A 21,236-nucleotide genomic window follows, 5' to 3' on the forward strand; every position below is an offset into this window, starting at 1 on the left:
AATTAGGTAGTAAGTGCATAGAGAAGCGCGTCTCTACCAAATACCCGTTTTCTACACAGCCCTTCTTTCACACCGCCAATTCGCTCGGCAACACGCATACTCGCTTTGTTATTTGGTTCAACAAGGCATTCTAGACGGTGCAGATTCATTTGCGAGAATGCGAGCTTTTTTAGCGCTTCACACAGTGCCGTTGCTAAGCCTCTACCGCAAGCGTCAGGTCTTAACCAGTAGCCGAGGTTTGCAGTTAGATGGCTGTGGTGAATATGATTAATAATACCCATGCCCAAACACTTGTCGTCGTGCATTAACAAATATGTAAGACCGTAACCTGTCTGACGGGCTTTCTCCATATTAGTAATACATTGCTTCGACAATGCTGGCGTAACAGGGCACACCGCTGAGCCGAACCAGGGCTTTACATGATGAATAGATTGTTGACCTGCATCGCACAGCGCATTGCAGTGTTTCTCTGCAATGCGCTGAATACTAATTGGGCCTTGCTCTGTCTGTATAGGAGGCAGGCGAGAGGGTAAAATGGATAAGTCGATCAAAAGGGTTTCTTATCCAGCAAGCGGCAGCTAAATACAATGGCAAATACAACAAAATAAGCAGCAAATATAATTTGCATCCACTCCGCCATTCCCATAGACAAAAACTGCCACGTGTCTTCTAAACAGTCGCCCTCAGCCGCAAATACTGCGGGTAGCCACTCATGAAGCTGTAACCATGAAGGAAAGTTAGGCACTATTTCACAGCTGGCAAAAAACGGATTGGCAGCGTTGAGAATACCCACGTGCTCTTTTGCAATTAAAAAGCCCCAGCCTGCAGATACCGCCCAGCCAGCAAAACCAAGCATACGGGTAAATCCGTTGTTTTTTATAATTACCACAAGTGCTGACAACACAATGCCGTACATAGCAGTACGCTGATAAATGCACATAATGCATGGTTTCAAGCCCATGCCGTATTGGAAGTAAAGGGCAGCAATTTCCAATGCTAATGATGTAGCGAAAAGCACAAGCCATGAAGACTTGTGCTCTGCCCACTGGCTAATGCTGTGAATAAATCCGCGCATACTTTAGTGACCTACCACTTGCGCGCCCGCTTCGGTAACCGAGTGGTGCTCAATAAGGTGCATGTCGTATAGCCACTGAGTAGCATCGGCAAGCCCAATATAGGTTGCGACCAAACCGACAATAGTAAGCACAATCGTGTACGGCAGCGCCATCATCACCATGCGGCCGTATGACAAGCGAAGTAGCGGGGCGATGGCCGACGTTAGCAAGAATAAGAAAGCCGCTTGGCCATTTGGTGTTGCAACACTTGGTAAGTTGGTACCTGTGTTAATTGCAACCGCAAGCATATCGTATTGGTCACGAGTAATTTGACCTGCTTGTAAAGCCGCTGTTACTTCCGTGATATACACTGAGCCAACAAATACGTTGTCACTCACCATCGACAGAACGCCATTTGCCAGATAGAACATCACCATCTGGGTTTCGCCTTCAAACGATAGTACCCAATGAATAACTGGCTGGAAGAGGCCCTGGTCAATAATAACTGCCACTACACCAAAGAATACGCAAAGCAGCGCAGCGAAAGGCAGTGCTTCTTCAAATGCTTTTCCTAGCGCATGCTCTTCAATTACGCCGCTCATCGACGTAGCTAGTACAATTACAGACAAACCAATTAAGCCGACCGATGCCATGTGTGTAGCAAGACCAACAATTAACCAAAGGCCAATAAGTGCTTGTACTACGAGTTTTGCTGTTTCTCGCTTGCTGCGGCCTTTATCCATATGGTCGTTATAGTCGACCAAAATCTGCCTAACTGCTGTTGGCAACTTGGCTCCGTAAGAAAATGTACCTGTCTTTTCAAGAACGATTGTTGTTAACAAACCGAATACGAAGACAGGCAGGGTAACAGGTGCCATACGGATAAAGAACTCGACGAAATCCCAACCTGCTTTATCAGCGATAATTAGGTTTTGGGGTTCACCTACCATGGTCATAACGCCGCCTAAGGCTGTACCTACGGCTGAGTGCATCATAAGGTTGCGTAGAAATGCTCTGAAGTCTTCTAAATCGTGGCTTCCTAATTCGTCATCACTAGTGTGGTCGTGATCAGAATGAAACTCTTTGCCTGACGCCACTTTGTGATAAATAGAGTAAAAGCCCAAGCCTACACTGATTATTACTGCCACTACTGTTAGGGCGTCAAGGAATGCAGATAAAAACGCAGAGGCAAAAATAAACGAAAGCGACAGTATTAACTTATTGCGTACCTTAATCACCAATTTGGTAAACAAGTACATAAGTAAATCTTTCATGAAGTAAATGCCTGCCACCATAAAGACGAGTAGTAGCAGTACCTCTAAATTCACTTCAATTTCATGCATCATGTGACCGGGTGTCGTCATACCGATAAACATGGCTTCGATAAGAAGGAGTCCACCTGGTTGGAGTGGGTAGCATTTAAGCGCCATTGCTAGCGTAAAAATAAACTGAATGACAAGCGTCCAGCCAGCTATATAAGGATCCACCATAAAGATGAAGGGATTAACAATGAGAAAGGCAATAATGGTTTTTTTATACCAGTCGGGCGCATGTCCCAGGAAATTCTTATAGATCGCCGCGATCATTGAGGTTTGCATGAGTTCCTGTTCCTTTTACAACAAAGCACGCATTTTGCGCATCTTTATAATGTGTAGTTCCGGTTATTGCATACTTAAACTGCTGGTGCCGTACGATTTAATTCGTCTAACCGCCGTTTCGTTGCTGTCATTATAGTCGGAAATTAAGCGTACATGATATTACCGCCTTGAGAAAGCAATTCACAGACCCCACCATATGAAAGTCACTGAATATTTATCACTTTTTTGATGATAATTATCATTAAGATAGAAAATGCCGACTATTTTGAACATAAAGTGAACAAGTAAGACTTTATAGCCTTTGAAATAACACTTTAATTTTAACAAGTTGTTAAAACCTTTAGTGGACGAAGCATAATTCATTGTGATAATAAAACAGCATCTGGTACAATCAGTTGCAAAATAACAAGAACGTGCAGGCGATTAGTTATGATTTATAAGGCACAGAGTCCAGCCGGATTCGCCGAAGAATATATTGTTGAATCTATTTGGAGTGGTAGATTTCCACCTGGCACCATTTTGCCTGCAGAGAGAGAGCTTTCTGAGTTAATTGGTGTAACGCGAACCACTTTGCGAGAAGTATTACAGCGTTTGGCGCGTGATGGCTGGTTGACCATTCAACACGGCAAGCCAACCAAGGTAAATAATTTCTGGGAAACGTGCGGTCTGAACATTCTTGAAACTCTTGCTCGCTTGGACCAAGAGGGCATTCCAGAACTTGTCGATAATTTGCTCGCAGCGCGCACTAATTTAAGTGCGGTTTTCATCAGAGGCGCTATCCGTAACAACCCTCAAGCGTCTGCAGATATTATCGCTCGATACAAAAATGTTGAACAAGAAGGCTTAGCGTTTGCGCAGTTTGATTATCAGATGACCCATGACTTAGCGCTGGCCTCTAACAACAACGTGTTTGTTCTGATGATGAATGGCTTTCGCGGGCTTTACTCGCGAATAGGTGGTTACTTCTTTTCGCATCAGCCGGCACGAGATATCGCCATGAAGTATTACGCAGACTTGCTTGATGCAGCAGAGAAGGGCGAATACGATAGGGTTCCTGTCGTGGTAAGAAATTACGGTATTGAGAGTGGTAAGGTATGGCAAGCCATTCGTGACGAAATGCCAAAAGATTTAGTAGATTAAGGTTAGTGACGTTTAGGTTCAGAAGAACGTAAACCCTGTTCCAAATTCGATAACAAGCGTTCATTTTAAACACCGCATGTTCTTTCGGAATATGCGGTGTTTTTGTCTGTACAACCTGCACGATATCTTTCTGTTTGCAAGGCGTTTATATTTTGTAACACTTAATTCCCACCTAGCCTTCATACATATGTCATCAACGCTAGAACCACACATTCATTTAGATATACTCGTTATATAAACCAGCGAAGGGCTTTTTGGCGCACACATTCAGGGTTACGGTAGAGTAAAACAGAACATTTTTGGGTGGCGACAAAGCAAAAAGCGTGAATAAACGTGGATATAAAGGAAAAATAATGAAATTCATATGGATAGCACTTGCTGCAGGCGGGCTGATGTCAGGCTGTAGCCTTGAGAACAAAACGGAAAACGTTCAACAAGAGTTAGACAAGACGGCACCATCAGTTATGTTAAATACGAAAGTAAATGCGCCAGTAGCGAAAAAAGTGCCTTACGAAATGTCGGCGCATGGAGTGACCAGAAACGACAACTATTATTGGATGCGCGATGATTCACGCACCGATAAAGAGATATTGGCGCACCTAGAGCAGGAAAACAATTACGTAGAAACAGTACTTGCTCCGCTCAAAGAAAACCGTGAGACGCTTTATGGAGAGCTGGTTTCTCGCATAGAGAAAGACGATTCCACGGTACCAGTGTTCGATAACGGCTATTGGTACTACACACGTTATTCAGGTGAGAACGAGTATCCTGTATATCTAAGAAAGCCTTCGCTGGATGCTGAGCCGCAAGTTTTGCTTGATGCGAATGTTATGTCTGAAGGGCATGACTATTTTAGTATTGGAAGTTACTCGGTGAGCCGTGACAATACGCTTATGGCGTACTCTGAAGACACGCTTAGTCGTCGAATTTATACCGTATACGTAAAAAACCTGAATAGCGGTGAAAAGCTAAACGATGTATTAGAGGGCACGTCAGGCAGCGCAGTTTGGGCGAACGACAATGAACATTTATTTTACGTGAAAAAAGATCCGCAAACCCTTTTAGGCTATCAAGTGTATCGCCATAAGCTGGGTACTTCTCAAGAAGACGATGTTTTAGTGTACGAAGAAAGCGACCCTACGTTTTATACTTACATTAGTAAAAGCAAAGACGACAGCGTCATTTACATTCATCATTCTAACACTGATAAAACTGGCGTGACTTTGATTGATGCAGGCAATCCTGCGTCTCAATCAGAAGTATTTCTACCTATTAAAGACGGTCAGGAATACAGCGTAGCAAAAGCAAGTGACGGTTATTACGTTTTAACTAACATCGATGCAAAAAACTTCAAAGTAATGAAGGCGCCGCTAGATGCCACAAGTGACGTGTCAAAGTGGCAAGAAATAGTCCCACACCGTCCTGAGGTCTTTCTTCAAAGCATTGAGGTGATGAAAAATCACCTAGTAGTGAAAGAGAAAGAAAACGGTATGCTACGCATGGTTGTGCATAACCTAACGACAAAAGAAGAAAAGGTTATACCAACTCAAGATCCAATCTACGGTGCGTACTTCAATGCAAACCCTGAAATGGATACTAACAAGCTTAGAATCTATTACAGCTCGTTAACTACGCCAGGCTCTATCATTGATATCAACCTTGATACGCTTGAAAGTGAAGTAATGAAGCAAACCCGTGTATCTGACACATTTGACTCTTCCGCTTATGCATCTGAGAGAGTAATGATTGAAGCGCGCGATGGCGCAATGGTACCGGTTTCATTGGTTTATCGTAAAGAGAAGTTTAAAAAAGATGGCACTAATCCACTGTATCAATACGCTTATGGCTCGTATGGCGCAACTATTGACCCGACATTTAGAAGCAGCTGGCTTTCTTTAATTGACCGAGGTTTTGTAGTTGCGATAGCGCACATTCGTGGCGGTCAAATGCTGGGGCGCGAATGGTACGAAGACGGTAAAATGCATCAAAAAATGAATACGTTTACGGATTTCATTGACGTATCTAAAGGTTTGGTTGCGAAACAATACACTGATAAAGACCGCGTATTTGCAATGGGCGGCAGCGCAGGTGGATTACTAATGGGCGCCGTTGTGAATATGGCCCCTGAGCTATACAAAGGGGTGAGTGCTCACGTGCCCTTTGTTGATGTGGTGACCACTATGAGCGATGAGACTATTCCATTGACCACAGGTGAATATACCGAATGGGGTAACCCAGCAAATAAAGATGAGTTTGATTACATGCTGTCATACTCGCCTTACGATCAAGTTGAAGCTAAAGATTATCCACACATGCTAGTGACTACAGGGTTGCATGATTCGCAAGTTCAATACTTTGAGCCTATGAAGTGGGTTGCGAAACTTAGAGAGTATAAAACCGACGATAACTTGCTTCTGTTTAAGACAGACATGGAAGCAGGGCACGGCGGCGCGTCGGGACGCTTCAAGCGTTTTGAATCAACCGCCCTAGAATATGCTTTTGTTTTGCATCTAGCGGGTGTACCTCTTTAATTCGATGCTAATTTTTTGAATTTAGCTTTTGTCTTGAAGCCCGAATAAGTCACCACTTTTCGGGCTTTTTTATTTTTTAGCGTTTTTAGTATGCGGATTCTAATTGTTAAGCGTACAGTTTAACTATGGTGTTGAAACACACTCAAAATTAGCATTCATAGGAGCTGAACATGACTACTACTGACACAATTAAAGGCAAAATTAACGAAGCCGAAGAAATGGCGCGTAAAATTTGGTTAGCAGGCTTAGGCGCTTATGGTAAAAGCGTTGAAGAAGCGCAAGGGCGTTACGAGAAACTAAGCGAAGAAGCGAACAAAATGTTCGACGAGCTAGTGACTAAAGGCGAAACCTTAGAAGACGATGCAAAGAGCAAATTTAAATCGACCACTAACGATGTAGAAAATCGTGTAGCTGACGTTCGTAAAAAACTTGGTCTTGATTCTGAACCTGCAGATCAGCGCATTGAAGAGCTTTCAGCAAAAATCGATGCCCTTACTGAAGCTGTTGCCAAACTAGCAGCAAGCAAGTAAAGCGATAGTCTTTATTGGGCACCACATGTTGTGCCCAATACTCAGTTTTCAGCTACTACTTCGCTAAAGAAGGGTGTTAACGGAAATTGCAATTGAGTGGCATGAAAGGCGTGCGTTCAAACTTAAGTCGAGCGCTTAAACAAAGCTTTGAAACTAAGCTTTAAATATTCCTTACATTGCCATGCTTACAAATCTCCGCATTGGAGGCGTTATGAGCAACAAAAATATTCCCAATCCAGAAGTTGTGCCTGTTGCCGAAAGAAAAACGACAACACTAAATGGTAGCAACGCTTCACCTTTAAAATCGTCCCCCTTGTTTGGGTGGTTATTCGCTGGTTCAGATCTATTATCTGAAAAGCTAGATCAAGCTGCAGGTGTAGTCAGCCAGAGAATTGACGATACACACGAGACGATTAATGCAATGCAGGTTAAAGGCCTAGAAGTGGAAAGTGAACTTAGACGTACACTTAATCCATTCGCTTTAGTCGACACTGCACAAAAACTGGTGGCATCAACGCCGTTATTTTCGGCATTATCTGGCGGTCAAAGACGTCAACAAAAAGAGCAGCAACTTGAAATGTTAAGTGCAAAAGTGGATTTGCTCGTCGAGCAGGTAGCCCTTTTAGCTGCAAAAGAAGCAGCTAAAAAAGCCGAAGCGACAAGTACTGCTAGCAAGGCTACTGCCACTAAAAGAACTGCCTCTAAAACTACAGCAACTAAAAGTGCTTCAACGAAGTCGGCTACGACTTCTTCGACGACCACGGGCTCCCGCAAGTCGAGTGCAACCAAATCGGCCGCTACAACGGCCACTGCATCGTCGAGTTCGACTAAAAAGGCCGCTTCCGGAACAGCAAATAAGCGCACTGCGGCAAAGTCAACGGCAGCAAAGAGCACAGTGCGCAAAACAACGGCTAATACCGAAGTTACACCGGCCAAAAGCTCGACTAAAAATGCAACGGGTTCGTCTGACACCACAAAGAAAGGCGAGTAAACGCATTTAATATAGATAAAGGTCATTTTTGGTAATAATAGCGCCAAATAAATGGATACGCGTATATTTGGCGCTGCTTCGTCTAGGCTCGTTTAGATTTCTTTTTGTTTGAGTGTAGAGTTAATTATCTGTGGTGTCAGGCTTCTAAACTATCCACCTCTAATCCAAGAATTTTGGCCAGTATATCTGAGTCATCTTGTATTGCGTAATAATCTCCGTGAAACATTAACGCAATTCTCGTTTGGTTAGAAGTTAGAATGCTTAGCTCGTGATAAGTTCTTTGCGTACCTGATGTATATATTCGTGTCGTTACTAAAAGAAGCTTTTCAAAAGAATCAAAAGCAACTGTAGCTTTCGGGTTGTTCAAACTGCCGATGTTTAACACTTTTTCTTTTAGGTCAAAATAAAATGCTCTTCTGCTTCTTCTGCATATAAAAGCTGTGCCTAAACTAAAGAGTGCCCCTAGTGTAAATACGCCAATGACAAACTCGGTTTTAGAATTAAGGTTGGGTTCCAACTGCCAAACTTTAATTGACATGTATATGCATATTGTCCAGCAGAAGAGATGCATTCCCCATTCAAACAAATAGCTTCTAAGGTTTGGAGTAATAGCGACGGCATCTTTATTAATATTTAAATTTGCGTTGCAAAAACTAGAAGCGGCTAGTTCTCGTGTAATAGTAATTTCGTCATCCGCTTTCATACTTAAATTCCCTTTTGAATAATAAAAACAAGTATAAGAAATATTAATGCCGTAGGCTACGCATAGAGGTAGTTGTATTTGAGTTTGATTTTACGTCTTTCAGCAAGGCCATTAGAGAAAATATGAAGTGGGTCGTCTTCGAGATAACTGGCGAATAACCTGACAATGTTAAGAAAGAATATCTTAGAGCAAATTGGCTAGCGTACAGGGCGTGATAAATACTGCCACAAATGTTGTTAGTTAGAAATTGAGTAATTATATTCAATCCCTTCTGATTATTTTTAGTTATTTAATTCTTACGAGTTAATAATAATTCATCTAAACCACTGTTTTATAGAGTTTATTTGTGGTTTGGGGGAATTTGATTTAATAATGAAAATACTAAATTATTTAAAGGACGAGCACTAGGGTGTTCGTTAAATTCAGTTATGTAATTAGTATGAGTTCTGAGTGCGAGCCATCAATATGTAAACTGAAAACTATCAGCGTAAGAGAGTCTAGCGAGCTCTCTAATTATATTTAAATAAGGAATCGAAAATGAAAGAAATATGTGAGATGGAAATTGCTCAAGTCAACGGCGGCAATCAATTACTTCTTGGAGTCGGAATTGGTTTAGCAGTAAATTATACATATGAAAGTATCGGCGGTGCTGCCGGAATTAACCGATATTTCGAAAACTCATGGGCTTCGATGAAGTCTTCTTACGATTACAATGTTAGAAGGTTGCGCAGAACCTTTGAGTTAAATCGCCCATAACTTTAGCTGGCCTGCTTTTCTAGTAGCAGGCCACAATTACTCGGAACGATAATGAACTACAAAGCATTTTTGGTCGCATGTGTATGTCTTCCTTGCGCAATATACTCTGACGGTTTTGTTGAGCAATATAGAAGTTCTGTTTCTGAAAACATTCTTTTGAGCACGGCTTTGTACTCAATGCCTAATTTTATTTCGGTATTTTTTGTTTCTTTGCCATTTATGTTTACTAGATACGCTTTCAAGAAAATATTGCTAGGATTAATTCTTGGTACAATAGTCTATGAGTTTATGCAGGCTAAGTTAGACTGGGGAACAACAGACTATATGGATATTGTGTTTACAATCTTGGCTGGTTTGATATTAGTGTTGATATACAAATCGCTGATATATATGAAAGTATTGCAAAATGAATAGCATTAAAATTTAACCCATTGAGCACGAATTCAACTCTCTATTGCACCGTTTATACTCACAAGTTCAGGGAGAAGCACTCTCTTTTTAAACTCACGAATGATTAGAGGCTCTCAAAAAAGACCCTAAGCACTGCTTCACTTCTAGTCATTACCCGCTAACCGTTCTTCGCCCACAAATTCTGATGCTTTTTAAAACCGAAGAAATCGTAGGGTTCCCAAAAGCTTGGTACTAAATCATCAATAGCATCTGGCGTGAAATTGCTCGACAGCTGGCTCATAATTTCGCCTAATCTTTCTTGGCCCACGCGCATTAGCTTTTTTCTGTTCGCAGGGAAATATAGGTTTCTGCCTTTTGGAATGACTTCTTGCGCACCGCTGGTAATGTACTTTTGGTTCCTTGTTACTACTTTACACAAAGGCTCTGCGGGGTTCGCGGGGTTCAGTCCAATTACTATGGCACATTCATATTGGTCTTTCTCTTGGCCTTTTTCATTCTCAGGAATATAAGTAACACCAAAGCCTTGTGGGAAGTAGCCCACAAGTTCAACAAAGTCCTGTGCTAATTGCTTATTAAGTCCGCCCTTTTTCGAAAGCTGCTCAATTAGTAAATATCCCTTGGGTAAGCTTATTCGTGAGTAGTCTGACTTGGTTGAAAGCACAATGGAAACGTAAATTTGAGGGATCTTTACAATCTCGCCCAAGCCGGTTTTTGACACAAAGGCGTCTTTAACCAAACTCAGCAAGAATTCGTTAGCCTCTTTGTGAGTTTGATTGAAACGGTCTCTCTCTTCTTTGTTATTACCAATGTAGTTGGGCTGTCCTAAACCATCGGATAAGTAACGTAACGTAAAGTGATAGTTCAGCTTCAGTAAGTCTTTTCGCTGTGATTCTTCTAATAAACGAAACTCATCTAGGTCGCCGTTTTCACCTTTTAATATGGTTTGCGCAGCAGGGCTTTGCAAGCCAATGTCTTGAAGCAAGGCTGCCGTGATAAGAGGGCGGCCTAACTCAGTTTTCCATTTGTCTCGCCAATAGCGGTTTCCGCGAAAGCGAGAGGCGGCTTCGCGGTACTTTGATAAATATTTGTGGGCAATTGTGTCGTGTTCTAAAAGTCTATCTACTAAGCGCAACGTTAAAACAGCCTTGTAGAGCGGTTTGAAGCGCATATGCACACGAGCGAAGTTGCCCTCAGGACCTCGCGTCAGTAACATTATTGTCCCGAGCAGCTTGGCGCTTAGCTGTTGTGTTTCTTGCCAGTTATCGCCTTCACAGAGTTCGATAATTTTAGTGCTTACCGCGTCCAAACGCTCTAATCTCGCTAAGCGTTCCTCTTCAAGTTTTTCTGAGCTATTTTGTATTTGTTGGGCAAGCTGTTCAGCTAATACTTCTTTCTTTTGATTACCTTCTATTCGCTCAAGCTGCGCTTTTAAGTCTTCGATATGCTGCTCAAGAGAAGGGGTGAGGGAAAAGTAATGACTGGCATCCTCAAAAACCGAACCGTAGCCCGAGTCTTTAGGATAAATCATGTTGATGAGTTGTTTTACCTGCTGGGTAAAAATGCTATCGGGGTTTTGGCTTTGTGCGCTCACCGTCTTCCTTTCAAATGATGCTGTGAATTGCTATTACTTTGCTATAAGCAGTTCAGGACAGACTAAGCGACACTCGGGTTACCTGACCTCGTGCCCAAGCTCTACTGCCTCACGTTTTTTCAATTGACCTAAATGATACCGTAAATTTTCACTAATTTTGGTATTTCTTTTAATAACATGTAGTTGCGGCCACGACGCCCGCTCACCACTGACGATCAGCTGTCTAATGCTTTCACGGGTTGGATTAGACAAAACCTGTGACAAATTTCTTATTTGGCGCTTGGGTAAAATATTGATATTGCCTACATACTGCTGGTCAATAATAGAACGTACTTTGTGAATTGCTAGCTTGGCGCTCTTGTTCCCAGTCAAACGCTCAATGATATCAATGGCGAAAATACTATTGGTTTTCGCTAGCTGTCCAATGTGACGTGCCGACATATCCCATAGTGAGTTAGGATCAATGCGGTTTGATGAAATAAAAGGCACCGCCAACGGGTTTGTTTGGCTTACGATGCTATGGTTTACACCATATAACCGAGCCAAGCGTTCGTAGGGGAGGTCAGCCATTAACGAACCGTCGGCGAAGCGTCGGTTAGGTATGTAAGGCACAATCTCACCAGCTGGCGTTTTAGCCCTAAGTTGAACTGGGCTAAAAATAACGGGAACCGCACAAGATGCACGCACCGCCTGGGTGATGATGGCATTGGGCGAGGTTTTGGCATTTAACAGTCGTGAGTGCTGATGCAGGTCGGCAGGAGATACCGTCACAGTTATGTGGCGGCCAGTTTTCTTAAAGGCTTCTTCAAAGGTTGTAAGGTCGAACAGTTCAATCAGTGCATTTTCAAGTACTGAGCTATCAAATAGTCCTTTTTTACCAAGACCGGCAAAGCTTCGCCAATGTTTGAAAGTCTCGTAGATAAAATCCGCGCTGAGAGCTTCTAGCAACTGATCGTGCGTTCGCGTACCTAACATCGCAGCAATGATTGACCCAGCACTAGAACCAGACACTACGGTAGGTAGTAAATTCTTTTCGTTTAGCGACTTGACCACACCAGCATGAAAAAAACCTAAACCAGCTCCTCCTGAAAGCATAAGGCAGCTTCGCCCGAAGGCGTGCGCAGTTTCGTCAAAAAATGACAGCTTTTCATAGAAGTCTACGTCTTGCTCGTCGGCATTATAGATCTGTTCTAATGCCAATATTACTTCATCAATAAACTGTTCAATAAGGTATTTAGTGCCAATTTTGCACTGGGTAAGCAGTATAGGGTTGGCAATATTGCCCAAGTTGCCGTGCAATCCTTCGTGCAGTATTGACATCAGTGCAGGTAAATCACCTTTACCTCTAGCAAGTTGTAAGCGCTGAACCCGCTTTCGAATAAGCTTAAAATCATAGTCATCGCTAGCATCTTCTGCTTTCCACTCGTCAGCGCCAGACAGCGCATCGTGCGCAAGGCACGCGGCTTCATATTCATCGTAACTGCTTGCATGTTCAATCTCATGCTCAAGCTTTTTCAACCGAAAATCGAATACTGCCATAACGATTACCTATTTTAATTGATGAGCGCTGCTGCCTTTTCTTATAAGACGAGCGAACAGGCGCTGATAGCACCAGCAAAAGGATAAATACGTATTTCGAACGCTGTATTCTGTAAGTCGCATCTGCCAGCGTATGCCGAAATTCATGCATAAGCATAAGCATAAGCGTATTAACAGCGATTCGTACACATATTGAGTTTATGTTGTAAATTTAGAATTCACTACCTAAACCCTTCTGCTTAATTAATTCCGTGGCGCTTTTGTACTTAGCTCAAGGTGGTAACCATTATTTATTAGATCTTCAGAAGGTTGTTTTCAATCAATAATTAGCAGTAATTTTACTTTTTACATTGACCATTTCATAAGCACTCAGTAGCCTGAGAAAGAGAATAATAATGTGGACCTCTTTTTTGTCGTATGGAATGGAATTTTCAAACGCTAAGCCTGCTATCAATTCCTTTAATTAGCGCCATTGTTGGATGGCTGACTAACTATTTGGCGGTGAAAATGATGTTTTACCCCATAGAGTTCGTTGGTTTTAAACCTTTTTTGGGGTGGCAAGGGCTCATTCCTGCAAAACGCAGGGAAATGGCAGAGATTGAGGTTGAGCTAGTTTTAGGCAAACTGCTAAGCGTTGAAGAGTTAGCGCAGCGTTTGGATGCGGACGAACTGACGAGGGCTATCGAACGTCGCCTAGGGCAGGTTATTCGCAAAGTTGTTAATGACGTAATGGCCCAGTCAGCGCCTCAACTTTGGGCTGCTTTGCCTGTGCAAGGCAAAAATCTAGTTTACCAGCGTATCGAAAACGACATCCCCAATGTGGTCCACAAAATGGTGGATGACTTCCAGCATAACGTTTCAGAAATTTTAGATATTAAAGAGTTGGTGGTTGAACAACTGGTTAACACCCCAGAACTTGTCAATGAGATTTTCTTAACCGCCGGCAGCAAAGAATTTCCGTTTATAGTGCGTTCTGGCTTCTACTTCGGTTTCTTGTTCGGCTTACCTACCATGCTGCTTTGGTATTTTTTTCAAGCATGGTGGATTTTACCGCTAGGAGGCTTGCTTGTAGGTTATGCCACCAATTGGATTGCCATTAAAATTATATTCGAGCCCAAACGTCCAAGAAAACTAGGACCTATCACTATTCAGGGCATGTTTCTAAAGCGGCAAAAAGAAGTATCAGAAGTGTACTCAAGCATTATTGAGGAAAAGCTGATAACACCTAAAAACATTACCCACGTTATATTGCACGGTTCTGGTTCTGCGCAGCTTTTAGAGCTTATAGAGCTACATGTTAACGATGCTATTGAACGCTATGTCGCTATCGCACAGCCTTATTTTGCTTTAGGTGTGGGATCAGAGAACTACCATCAAATGAAGGCGCTAGCCGTACGTCAAATATTTGATAATTCCGATAAATACCTACTTTATGCCTTTGATTATGCGAACAATGCTATGCAGATCGGACACGATTTGAGTGAGCGCATGCAAGCGCTGAGTGTAGAAGAATTCGAAGGGGTGTTGCGCCCAGCTTACCAGCAGGATGAGTGGAAACTCATCGTAACGGGCGCTATTTTGGGTATGGTAGCTGGTGTTGCCCAACTCTATCTGGTGTTTATGTAAGGTGTTGCATTAGCAAAAATTATCACACAGGGTTGGCAAAGGATCGGACTGAACTATGAAAACCGCGCAGAAAATACTACTTACCGCGCTGACGTTATTCAATGAGCACGGTGAAAACACGGTAACCAGTGTCGATATCGCCGTCGAAATGGATATTAGTCCGGGGAACCTTTATTACCACTTTAAAGGTAAGGACAGCCTTGTTAGTGCGCTAATGAAAATGCATGAACAACAAATGCAAAAAATGTTAAACCGAGAAAAACTCGATACGCTTCAGCCTGAAGAAATCATGTACTACTTGTACCTGCTTATCGATAGCATCCATGTATTTCGCTTTTTTTATCGCAGTCCTGCAGACTTGGCGGAGAAATACCCTAGTATAGTGCGCTCTAGACAGCACATACTATCTAGCCTAAATAAACAATTAGCTTTTCTTTTTGAGTCCCTGTCAAAGCGAGACGTCCTTATTGCCTCAAATACAGATAGGGCGCTATTAGTGGACTTGATATCTTTAATTATTACCCAGTCCTGCCAGTTTGACGAGTTAAACAGTCATACGGATAGCACAATGCAGCGCTATCATGCTCTGTCACTGATGATGGTGAGTGTACTGCCAAGGCTGACGCTGTCTGATGAACAAAAGCGCCAGCTAGAACAGATGCTGCACTCTCATGACTTTGTAAGAAATGCCTCAACCCCGTCACCCCTAGACTTCGCGTAAAGGAATAGTAATGGCAAAAACGCTCAGTTTCTTAGATAAGTCATTTTGGATAACAGAGTCAGATGAGAACCCAAAACATGTTGCTTGTTTGCAGCTGCTCGCTATTCCGGAAGGGGCAAAAAGCACCCAATACGTGCCTCAGTTATTTCAAGAAATAAGAAGCTTTGCTCGGGCTACTTCTCCGTTCAACTGTGCGGTAAAGACGGTGCTAGGTTACCCTGTTGGCTTTGCGCCGGTGAAAAAGCTAAACATGGACTATCATGTTCAAATTCATCGAGTGGCTGATATCACAAACCGAGAGGCGCTGGACGCCTTCGTTGCAAGGTTACATGCGTCGCGGTTAGACCCTGACAAACCTTTGTGGCAATACCATTTTATTTTCGACGATAACAGCGAAACATTTGCCATTTATGCCCGCGTTCATCACATGTATGGCGACGGTGCAACCTTGGTGCGTTGGTTTCAGGCCGGTTATGTTTCTCACTCTCACGAAACAAAGTTTACGCCCGTGTGGGCCGTAAAGCGGCTTCGCCATAAGCGTAGAGACTCGGTGAGTTTTTACAAGCGCTTAGTCGGAATTGGCTATGCGATAAAAACCGCGTTTGACTTGCTCATCATCTTTGTTCGAATATTTATGAAAGTGCTGCGGGTAAATCCGAATTATATGCCTATCCCTTTTACCGGCACTAAAACAGTACTGACCGGACAAGTAAAAGCAGGTAGAGTCGTGGCTACCATGGATTTAGATTTCAAGCGAGTAAAGAAACTTGCAAGACGCACGCGCTCTACCGCGAACGAGGTGTTGCTATGCGCATTTGATATCGGTGTGCATAAGTTGCTACAAGATCATGGTCAGGTATTTAAAAAAGCCTTATTCACCAATATGCCGATTAATTTGCGTAAACCCGGCGAGAAAACCACAGGTAATAAAATAGCTATTGTGCCGGTGGAGCTAGCGCATGGCGAGAACGACCCCTACCTTCGGTTGCGTCAGATTGTGGTGAATCATCGTATTGTTAAAAATGCAGCGCAGCATGCGCGTCCTGCGGCATTTAGCGGCTATACCATTGCTATTCAATCTCTTGCGCTGGTCTTCGAATGGTTAAAGCTATCTAGCGTAGTTAAACCCATTGCCAATATTCTAATTTCAAACGTTCCCGGCCCAAAAGATACACGGTATTTAAAAGATGCAAAGCTATTGGCCTGCTATCCCATTTCTACCATGACGCCTGGAGGCGGGGTAAATATTACGCTTATGACCTACGCGGGCACTGCGAATGTTGGGCTGGTTTGCTGCAATAAAAATGTAGAATCGTTACAACCACTAGCGCGTTACGTTAAAGAGGCATTCGACATGCTAGAAGCGAGTGTGGACGACCCAAGGTTGAACATTGATGATATTGGTGAACAGGTGGAAACCGTGCCTGTCTCTATTGTGTCAGACCACTAGCATGCATCGCTTTTAGACTGGTGCGATTCAATGAGATAGAAGCGCAGCATATCGTCTTCTACGCGTACGTTTTGACCTAGTTTCGAGAAGAGTACCTCTCGCCAATGGTCCTCACGCATAGTGTGGCTTAAGTCTTCTTGGGTGATTTGCTTTTTTATCGCCTTATTTATATGGGGAATGTGGTATTCCAATACTGCCTGTTTTGAGCCCGTTAAATAGACCTGTAAATAGTCTGACGCGATATCAGACGTTCCAGCGCTAAAAAGCGATAGGGCTGACTTTAGTGAGCCGCCAAGCAGTGTGTTTACACTTTTAGGAAAGAAGCGCGAAACTAAAAACTGCGTGTCTTTAATAAGCGCGTAATCATCGTTAACCAAACGGACACTGTCAGTGGAAAGGCCGGTTAAATAAAGCGTGTTCATATTTTTATCATAATGAGGTGATGCCGATACAGTGAACACCACATGAGCGCGATAAATAGTAGTAGAAGCCACCACTATATTAAGCGCCGCAAGACACTGAAGACCGATACGGTTGTTTACATTATCTAATGTAATGTTGCCTTCAAGCACGGTTACAGTGCCACTTCCCATAGGGATGTTGAAGGTGAAGGCGTAAGGAAAACTATCGTTGATAAGTTCTTGAAGTTCAGCTTTAGTAAAGTCGTCGTGCGTCAGTTTACCCCATTTCACAAGCCATTGTGCCAGGTAGACTTTGCATTTGTCTTTGAAGGATAAGTTTTTGGTCAAGGTGTATTCTTAGCCTAATTTTGCTAGGCAGTAGCTTGTAGCTAGATAGTTTAACGTAACGTAGATACCGACATAGCACTTAAGTTATCAGGATTATTAGATTTTTTAAATCTTACAATTAAAGTCTTTTCTTGATGAAGCGATGTTTGCTAATCTGGTCATACCACAACGTTTTATTAACATTTAAAGTCTGCCCTTAAGGAATTGGCGAAATGAGCGAAGTACTCAGCAAATACGATTACATTATTGTAGGCGGCGGTTCTGCAGGGGCGGTGCTCGCCACCCGATTATCGGAGAACCCTGCGTTAGATATTTTGCTATTGGAAGCGGGCTCAAAAGATACTAACCCACTTATTCATATCCCGTTTGGTTTGTCTCTACTTAGCAGGTTCGAAGGTATCGGCTGGGGTTATCATACAGCGCCTCAAAAGGAAATGTATGACAGAGAGCTGTTTTGGCCCCGCGGTAAAACCTTAGGCGGCAGCAGTTCGGTTAACGCGATGTGCTACATTCGCGGACAAAAAGAAGATTATGATCGCTGGGCCAATGAAGAAGGGGCAGAGGGCTGGTCGTTTGATGATGTACTACCTTATTTCAAACGTTCAGAGAATTTCGAAGAAGGGGCTGACGAGTATCACGGTACCGGCGGCCCGCTAAACGTTAGCAAGCTTAGACATACGAGTCTACTGTCAGACGCATTTGTAAACTCAGCCTCGTTTGCCGGCTACCAACAGCTTGATGACTTTAACCGAGACGATAGGGAAGGGCTTGGTTACTATCATGTCACACAAGCCAACGGCCAGCGCTGCTCAACAGCAAAAGGGTACTTAACGCAGGCAAAGCATCGTAATAATTTAACTGTTTTAACAAAAGTTGCTGCCGAAAAAGTGTTGTTAAAAGAGGGGCGTGCAATTGGCGTTCAAGTACGTGAAAAGGGCGCAGTAAACCGCTATTTCGCTAAAAGCGAAGTTATTCTTTGTGGCGGCGCGATAAACTCTCCTCAACTTCTAATGCTATCAGGTATTGGACCAAGAGCAGAGTTAGAAGACAAAGGCATTTATGTGCAGCAAGACCTGCCTGGTGTGGGTCAAAACTTACAAGATCACTTAGATGCCATTGTTCAATATACTTGTAAAGCCAGAGAAGGTTATGCCGTGGCATTCGGAGCGCTACCTTCCTACGTGAAAGCCACCGCAGACTACGTTTTTAAACGCAAAGGTATTCTTTCTTCAAATATCGCTGAAGCCGGTGGTTTTGTTAGTTCAAGCTTAGCAACACAAGGTCCTGACATTCAGTTTCATTTCTTACCTGCAATTCTAAACGACCATGGAAGACAGTTGGCCTTTGGTTATGGTTATGGCCTACACGTATGCTGCCTATACCCTAAAAGCCGCGGCACTATTTCGCTTCAAAGCAATCACCCGGCTGATCAGGCGCTTATAGATCCCAATTATTTATCTGCCGAAGAAGATCAGCAGGTCATGATTGAAGGGGTGCGCATTGCCCGTAAGTTACTATCGGCGCCAGATTTCGACAAGTTTGAAGGCAGTGAGCTTTACCCTGGAATAGATGCGGAAACTGACGAGGAAATATTAGAGTTTTTACGTGAGCGAGCTGAAACCATCTACCATCCAATTGGTACCTGTAAAATGGGCAGTGATGACGATGAGATGGCAGTGGTTGATACTCAGTTACGGGTAAGAGGTATAGCAGGTCTTAGAGTGGTAGATGCTTCGGTGATGCCAAGCTTGATTGGCGGCAATACCAATGCACCCACCGTCATGATTGCTGAACGTGCTGCTGAGTTTATTAAAGCCGCGCACGAAGGACAGCCTGTTTCTTTAGCTAAAGCGGAATCGGCGTAAACGAAAAGTGTTAAGAGCGAGATCTTGTCTTGCTCTAACTATCCATTTGCTTGAAGCAGTTTTACCACGCAGTACTGCTCGTTTCTAAAGGCTACTCTTCTGCTCTGGGTTTTTTGGCTCTAGGCTATTTCTCAGCTCTAGGCTATTTCTAAGCTCTAGGCAGTTAAACGCTTTTGGCATCGTATAAGCACAAGTCTGTGTGCAGGTTTTTGCGTTAATAAGACGTTTATACCTGCTTTTGCATAAATAAATCCGCCGCACAATCACACATTTCGTCGATATGACTGCTGTCAGCGTATATACCGTCAATAAGCAAACGCGCTATACCATGTAACGTACCCCACGTTACCTGCGCCAGTCTCAGTGCATCCTGATTGTTCGGAAGTAGCCCTTTGTCTTGCCAATAGCGGGTCATCGTCACTTGAAATTGAAAGCAGGGGAATGCTACGTTTTTTAAGTCGTTGGTCGCCGCTTGGTTTTGCCAAATAGTGCGGCCAAACATCAGTTCGTACATTTCTGGGTTGTCGGCAGCGTAGCCAATGTATTCGTGAACAAATTCGCGAAAGCGCGCTTTAGGCGTTTTGTCTTCTTGCTCGAAAATGCGTTTAGCTGCGCTATGCCAGTCGCTAAAGCCTTTCGCCGCAATAGCACTTAACAGTGCACTTTTATCTTTAAAGTGATGATACGGCGCAGTACGTGAAACCCCGGCGTCTTCAGCCAGTTTTCTGAGCGATAAACTATCAACCCCATGTTCAGACAAACGCGCAGTTGCGGCCTCTATCAGCGCGCTGCGCAGGTCACCATGATGGTAGCTTTGTACTGCATTAGCCATAAACCTAATGATTCCATTTTCATAATTGAGACGAATAGATAGCGTTTTATCTTGACAGTGTCAACATAGCCTTTTATCTTGACGCTGTCTAGTTTGCAAATTTGTTAACAGGAACAGCCCAAGGAGACAGCGCAAACCATGAAGTACTCTACATTAGAAGTAAAACAAGAGGGGCATATTGCCCATGTGGTACTCAACCGCCCCGATGCAATGAACAGTATGATCCCAGAATTTTGGACAGAGTTGCCAGCGGCTATTCGCGAAATAGATGATGAAGCCAAAGCGCGGGTCATTGTTATTTCATCTACGGGTAAGCATTTCTCTGCCGGTATGGATTTATCGGTGTTTCTGAACATGAAAGAAGACTTTAAGGGCGACCCATCGCGCAGAGCTGAACGCATGCGTCGTATGGTGATGTTACTACAAGATAGCTTTACCGCCATAGAGCAAGCACGTTTGCCGGTTATTAGTGCAGTTCAGGGCGGGGCAATTGGTGGTGCGGTTGACCTACTTAGTGCATGCGACATGCGCTATTGCACCCAAGACGCTTTTTTCACCATAAAAGAAACCCAATTAGGCATGACTGCCGATGTCGGTACGCTTCAACGCTTACCAAAGCTTATTCCCATAGGCGTTGTAAAAGAACTGGCATACACCGGGCGCAACTTTGGTGCTGCAGAAGCGCAGCAACTCGGCTTTGTAAATCAAATATTTGATGACCAAGAATCAATGCTAGAAGCGGTAATGAAAATAGCGGAGCAGATCGCAATGAATTCGCCGCTAGCGGTTTCAGGCACTAAGACCATGATTAATTACGCGACAGAACACACGGTAGCAGAGAGCTTAACCTATATGGCCACATGGCAAGCGGGCATGTTCCAAATGGAAGATGTGTTTACAGCCATGGAAGCGCAGAAAACAAAAACACTGCCGGACTATCCGCCGTTACACCCAGCGATTAAGAAAATGAATTCGTAAGTGTAGGTTTGAGAGCGCGCTAATCTCATAGCTTTTGTCGCACATGATAGCTTTGCAATCTAAGGGCCCGAGCGCAGTTTGAACCTCCACACTTTTAGTTTATGAAACGATTTAATTTATAACGCGCCATCAAACAAAGAGCGCACTAGATAAGAACGTTTATACAGGCA

General features: G+C 43.4%; 19 protein-coding genes. 11 read left to right on the plus strand and 8 right to left on the minus strand.

Annotation, left to right across the window (positions count from 1 at the left end; translation table 11 throughout):
* Positions 1 to 2: 2 nt before the first annotated feature.
* Genes D1814_RS14830 through nhaB form a run of 3 tightly spaced genes read right to left on the minus strand, consistent with a single transcriptional unit; the run spans position 3 to position 2,653 of the window.
* Positions 3 to 551 (minus strand): GNAT family N-acetyltransferase, encoded by a 549-nt coding sequence (locus tag D1814_RS14830; RefSeq protein ID WP_118493579.1) that lies wholly within the window; start codon positions 549 to 551, stop codon positions 3 to 5.
* On the minus strand, positions 548 to 1,075 hold the full coding sequence (dsbB, locus tag D1814_RS14835) for a disulfide bond formation protein DsbB (protein WP_118493582.1): 528 nt from the start codon (positions 1,073 to 1,075) through the stop codon (positions 548 to 550). Before dsbB ends, D1814_RS14830 begins: the two co-directional genes overlap by 4 nt.
* A gap of 3 nt (positions 1,076 to 1,078) precedes the next feature.
* Positions 1,079 to 2,653 carry a sodium/proton antiporter NhaB gene (gene nhaB / locus D1814_RS14840; RefSeq protein WP_118493585.1) on the minus strand — a complete coding sequence of 525 codons (1,575 nt, stop codon included), beginning with the start codon at positions 2,651 to 2,653 and terminating at the stop codon, positions 1,079 to 1,081.
* A 429-nt stretch (positions 2,654 to 3,082) separates the two neighbouring features.
* Here nhaB and fadR point away from each other — a divergent pair, with 429 nt between their 5' ends.
* The 4 genes from fadR (at position 3,083) to D1814_RS14860 (ending at position 7,845) form a co-directional block, all read left to right on the plus strand.
* On the plus strand, positions 3,083 to 3,793 hold the full coding sequence (fadR, locus tag D1814_RS14845) for a fatty acid metabolism transcriptional regulator FadR (RefSeq protein WP_118493589.1): 711 nt from the start codon (positions 3,083 to 3,085) through the stop codon (positions 3,791 to 3,793).
* Between the two features lie 353 nt (positions 3,794 to 4,146).
* Positions 4,147 to 6,324, plus strand: coding sequence for a S9 family peptidase (locus D1814_RS14850; protein ID WP_118493592.1), 2,178 nt, complete (start codon positions 4,147 to 4,149; stop codon positions 6,322 to 6,324).
* 170 nt (positions 6,325 to 6,494) lie between these two features.
* Positions 6,495 to 6,854 carry a phasin-related domain-containing protein gene (locus D1814_RS14855; RefSeq protein ID WP_025255732.1) on the plus strand — a complete coding sequence of 120 codons (360 nt, stop codon included), beginning with the start codon at positions 6,495 to 6,497 and terminating at the stop codon, positions 6,852 to 6,854.
* A gap of 211 nt (positions 6,855 to 7,065) precedes the next feature.
* Positions 7,066 to 7,845, plus strand: a complete 780-nt coding sequence (locus tag D1814_RS14860) for a hypothetical protein (RefSeq protein ID WP_118493595.1) — start codon at positions 7,066 to 7,068, stop codon at positions 7,843 to 7,845.
* Positions 7,846 to 7,981: 136 nt separating this feature from the next.
* Here the strand turns inward: D1814_RS14860 and D1814_RS14865 are convergent, their stop codons facing one another.
* Complete coding sequence (locus D1814_RS14865; RefSeq protein ID WP_118493598.1) at positions 7,982 to 8,548, minus strand: hypothetical protein; 567 nt, start codon at positions 8,546 to 8,548, stop codon at positions 7,982 to 7,984.
* Positions 8,549 to 9,085: 537 nt separating this feature from the next.
* On the opposite strand from D1814_RS14865, the gene D1814_RS14870 reads away from it, so the two are divergent.
* Both D1814_RS14870 and D1814_RS14875 read left to right on the plus strand, forming a co-directional pair.
* On the plus strand, positions 9,086 to 9,304 hold the full coding sequence (locus D1814_RS14870) for a hypothetical protein (RefSeq protein WP_118493601.1): 219 nt from the start codon (positions 9,086 to 9,088) through the stop codon (positions 9,302 to 9,304).
* A 51-nt stretch (positions 9,305 to 9,355) separates the two neighbouring features.
* Entirely contained in the window at positions 9,356 to 9,718 is a 363-nt protein-coding gene (locus D1814_RS14875) for a hypothetical protein (protein ID WP_118493604.1), read from the plus strand.
* Positions 9,719 to 9,872: 154 nt separating this feature from the next.
* Here the strand turns inward: D1814_RS14875 and D1814_RS14880 are convergent, their stop codons facing one another.
* Both D1814_RS14880 and D1814_RS14885 read right to left on the minus strand, forming a co-directional pair.
* Positions 9,873 to 11,306 carry a hypothetical protein gene (locus D1814_RS14880; RefSeq protein ID WP_118493607.1) on the minus strand — a complete coding sequence of 478 codons (1,434 nt, stop codon included), beginning with the start codon at positions 11,304 to 11,306 and terminating at the stop codon, positions 9,873 to 9,875.
* A 78-nt stretch (positions 11,307 to 11,384) separates the two neighbouring features.
* The gene (locus tag D1814_RS14885) at positions 11,385 to 12,845 is read right to left on the minus strand and encodes a DUF3336 domain-containing protein (RefSeq protein ID WP_118493610.1); all 1,461 of its coding nucleotides are present in this window, start codon (positions 12,843 to 12,845) and stop codon (positions 11,385 to 11,387) included.
* 417 nt (positions 12,846 to 13,262) lie between these two features.
* On the opposite strand from D1814_RS14885, the gene D1814_RS14890 reads away from it, so the two are divergent.
* Genes D1814_RS14890 through D1814_RS14900 form a run of 3 tightly spaced genes read left to right on the plus strand, consistent with a single transcriptional unit; the run spans position 13,263 to position 16,642 of the window.
* A complete protein-coding gene (locus D1814_RS14890) occupies positions 13,263 to 14,471 on the plus strand; it encodes a DUF445 domain-containing protein (protein ID WP_118493613.1) in 1,209 nt (402 codons plus the stop codon).
* Between the two features lie 55 nt (positions 14,472 to 14,526).
* The gene (locus D1814_RS14895; RefSeq protein WP_118493616.1) at positions 14,527 to 15,192 is read left to right on the plus strand and encodes a TetR/AcrR family transcriptional regulator; all 666 of its coding nucleotides are present in this window, start codon (positions 14,527 to 14,529) and stop codon (positions 15,190 to 15,192) included.
* 10 nt (positions 15,193 to 15,202) lie between these two features.
* Positions 15,203 to 16,642: a wax ester/triacylglycerol synthase domain-containing protein gene (locus D1814_RS14900; protein WP_118493619.1), complete on the plus strand. Its 1,440-nt coding sequence runs from the start codon at positions 15,203 to 15,205 to the stop codon at positions 16,640 to 16,642.
* Here the strand turns inward: D1814_RS14900 and D1814_RS14905 are convergent.
* Complete coding sequence (locus D1814_RS14905) at positions 16,639 to 17,391, minus strand: DUF1439 domain-containing protein (RefSeq protein ID WP_118493622.1); 753 nt, start codon at positions 17,389 to 17,391, stop codon at positions 16,639 to 16,641. The two genes, D1814_RS14900 and D1814_RS14905, sit on opposite strands and share 4 nt — an antisense overlap.
* 212 nt (positions 17,392 to 17,603) lie before the next feature.
* Here D1814_RS14905 and D1814_RS14910 point away from each other — a divergent pair, with 212 nt between their 5' ends.
* On the plus strand, positions 17,604 to 19,256 hold the full coding sequence (locus D1814_RS14910; RefSeq protein ID WP_118493625.1) for a GMC family oxidoreductase: 1,653 nt from the start codon (positions 17,604 to 17,606) through the stop codon (positions 19,254 to 19,256).
* A 226-nt stretch (positions 19,257 to 19,482) separates the two neighbouring features.
* Here D1814_RS14910 and D1814_RS14915 read toward each other — a convergent pair whose 3' ends face one another.
* Complete coding sequence (locus tag D1814_RS14915) at positions 19,483 to 20,088, minus strand: TetR/AcrR family transcriptional regulator (protein ID WP_118493628.1); 606 nt, start codon at positions 20,086 to 20,088, stop codon at positions 19,483 to 19,485.
* 138 nt (positions 20,089 to 20,226) lie between these two features.
* Between D1814_RS14915 and D1814_RS14920 the strand changes: the two genes are divergently transcribed.
* Positions 20,227 to 21,066 carry a crotonase/enoyl-CoA hydratase family protein gene (locus tag D1814_RS14920; RefSeq protein WP_118493631.1) on the plus strand — a complete coding sequence of 280 codons (840 nt, stop codon included), beginning with the start codon at positions 20,227 to 20,229 and terminating at the stop codon, positions 21,064 to 21,066.
* The last annotated feature ends 170 nt before the right edge of the window (positions 21,067 to 21,236 follow it).

The organism is Alteromonas sp. BL110, assembly GCF_003443615.1.
Lineage (GTDB): Bacteria > Pseudomonadota > Gammaproteobacteria > Enterobacterales > Alteromonadaceae > Alteromonas.

Coding starts and splice junctions, on each gene's coding strand:
- D1814_RS14875 (WP_118493604.1), top strand. CDS start 9,356: ATGAACTACAAAGCATTTTTGGTCGCATGTGTATGTCTTCCTTGCGCA.
- fadR (WP_118493589.1), top strand. CDS start 3,083: ATGATTTATAAGGCACAGAGTCCAGCCGGATTCGCCGAAGAATATATT.
- D1814_RS14915 (WP_118493628.1), bottom strand. CDS start 20,088: ATGGCTAATGCAGTACAAAGCTACCATCATGGTGACCTGCGCAGCGCG.
- dsbB (WP_118493582.1), bottom strand. CDS start 1,075: ATGCGCGGATTTATTCACAGCATTAGCCAGTGGGCAGAGCACAAGTCT.
- D1814_RS14890 (WP_118493613.1), top strand. CDS start 13,263: ATGGAATGGAATTTTCAAACGCTAAGCCTGCTATCAATTCCTTTAATT.
- D1814_RS14850 (WP_118493592.1), top strand. CDS start 4,147: ATGAAATTCATATGGATAGCACTTGCTGCAGGCGGGCTGATGTCAGGC.
- D1814_RS14870 (WP_118493601.1), top strand. CDS start 9,086: ATGAAAGAAATATGTGAGATGGAAATTGCTCAAGTCAACGGCGGCAAT.
- D1814_RS14855 (WP_025255732.1), top strand. CDS start 6,495: ATGACTACTACTGACACAATTAAAGGCAAAATTAACGAAGCCGAAGAA.
- nhaB (WP_118493585.1), bottom strand. CDS start 2,653: ATGCAAACCTCAATGATCGCGGCGATCTATAAGAATTTCCTGGGACAT.
- D1814_RS14910 (WP_118493625.1), top strand. CDS start 17,604: ATGAGCGAAGTACTCAGCAAATACGATTACATTATTGTAGGCGGCGGT.
- D1814_RS14900 (WP_118493619.1), top strand. CDS start 15,203: ATGGCAAAAACGCTCAGTTTCTTAGATAAGTCATTTTGGATAACAGAG.
- D1814_RS14885 (WP_118493610.1), bottom strand. CDS start 12,845: ATGGCAGTATTCGATTTTCGGTTGAAAAAGCTTGAGCATGAGATTGAA.
- D1814_RS14895 (WP_118493616.1), top strand. CDS start 14,527: ATGAAAACCGCGCAGAAAATACTACTTACCGCGCTGACGTTATTCAAT.
- D1814_RS14860 (WP_118493595.1), top strand. CDS start 7,066: ATGAGCAACAAAAATATTCCCAATCCAGAAGTTGTGCCTGTTGCCGAA.
- D1814_RS14865 (WP_118493598.1), bottom strand. CDS start 8,548: ATGAAAGCGGATGACGAAATTACTATTACACGAGAACTAGCCGCTTCT.
- D1814_RS14920 (WP_118493631.1), top strand. CDS start 20,227: ATGAAGTACTCTACATTAGAAGTAAAACAAGAGGGGCATATTGCCCAT.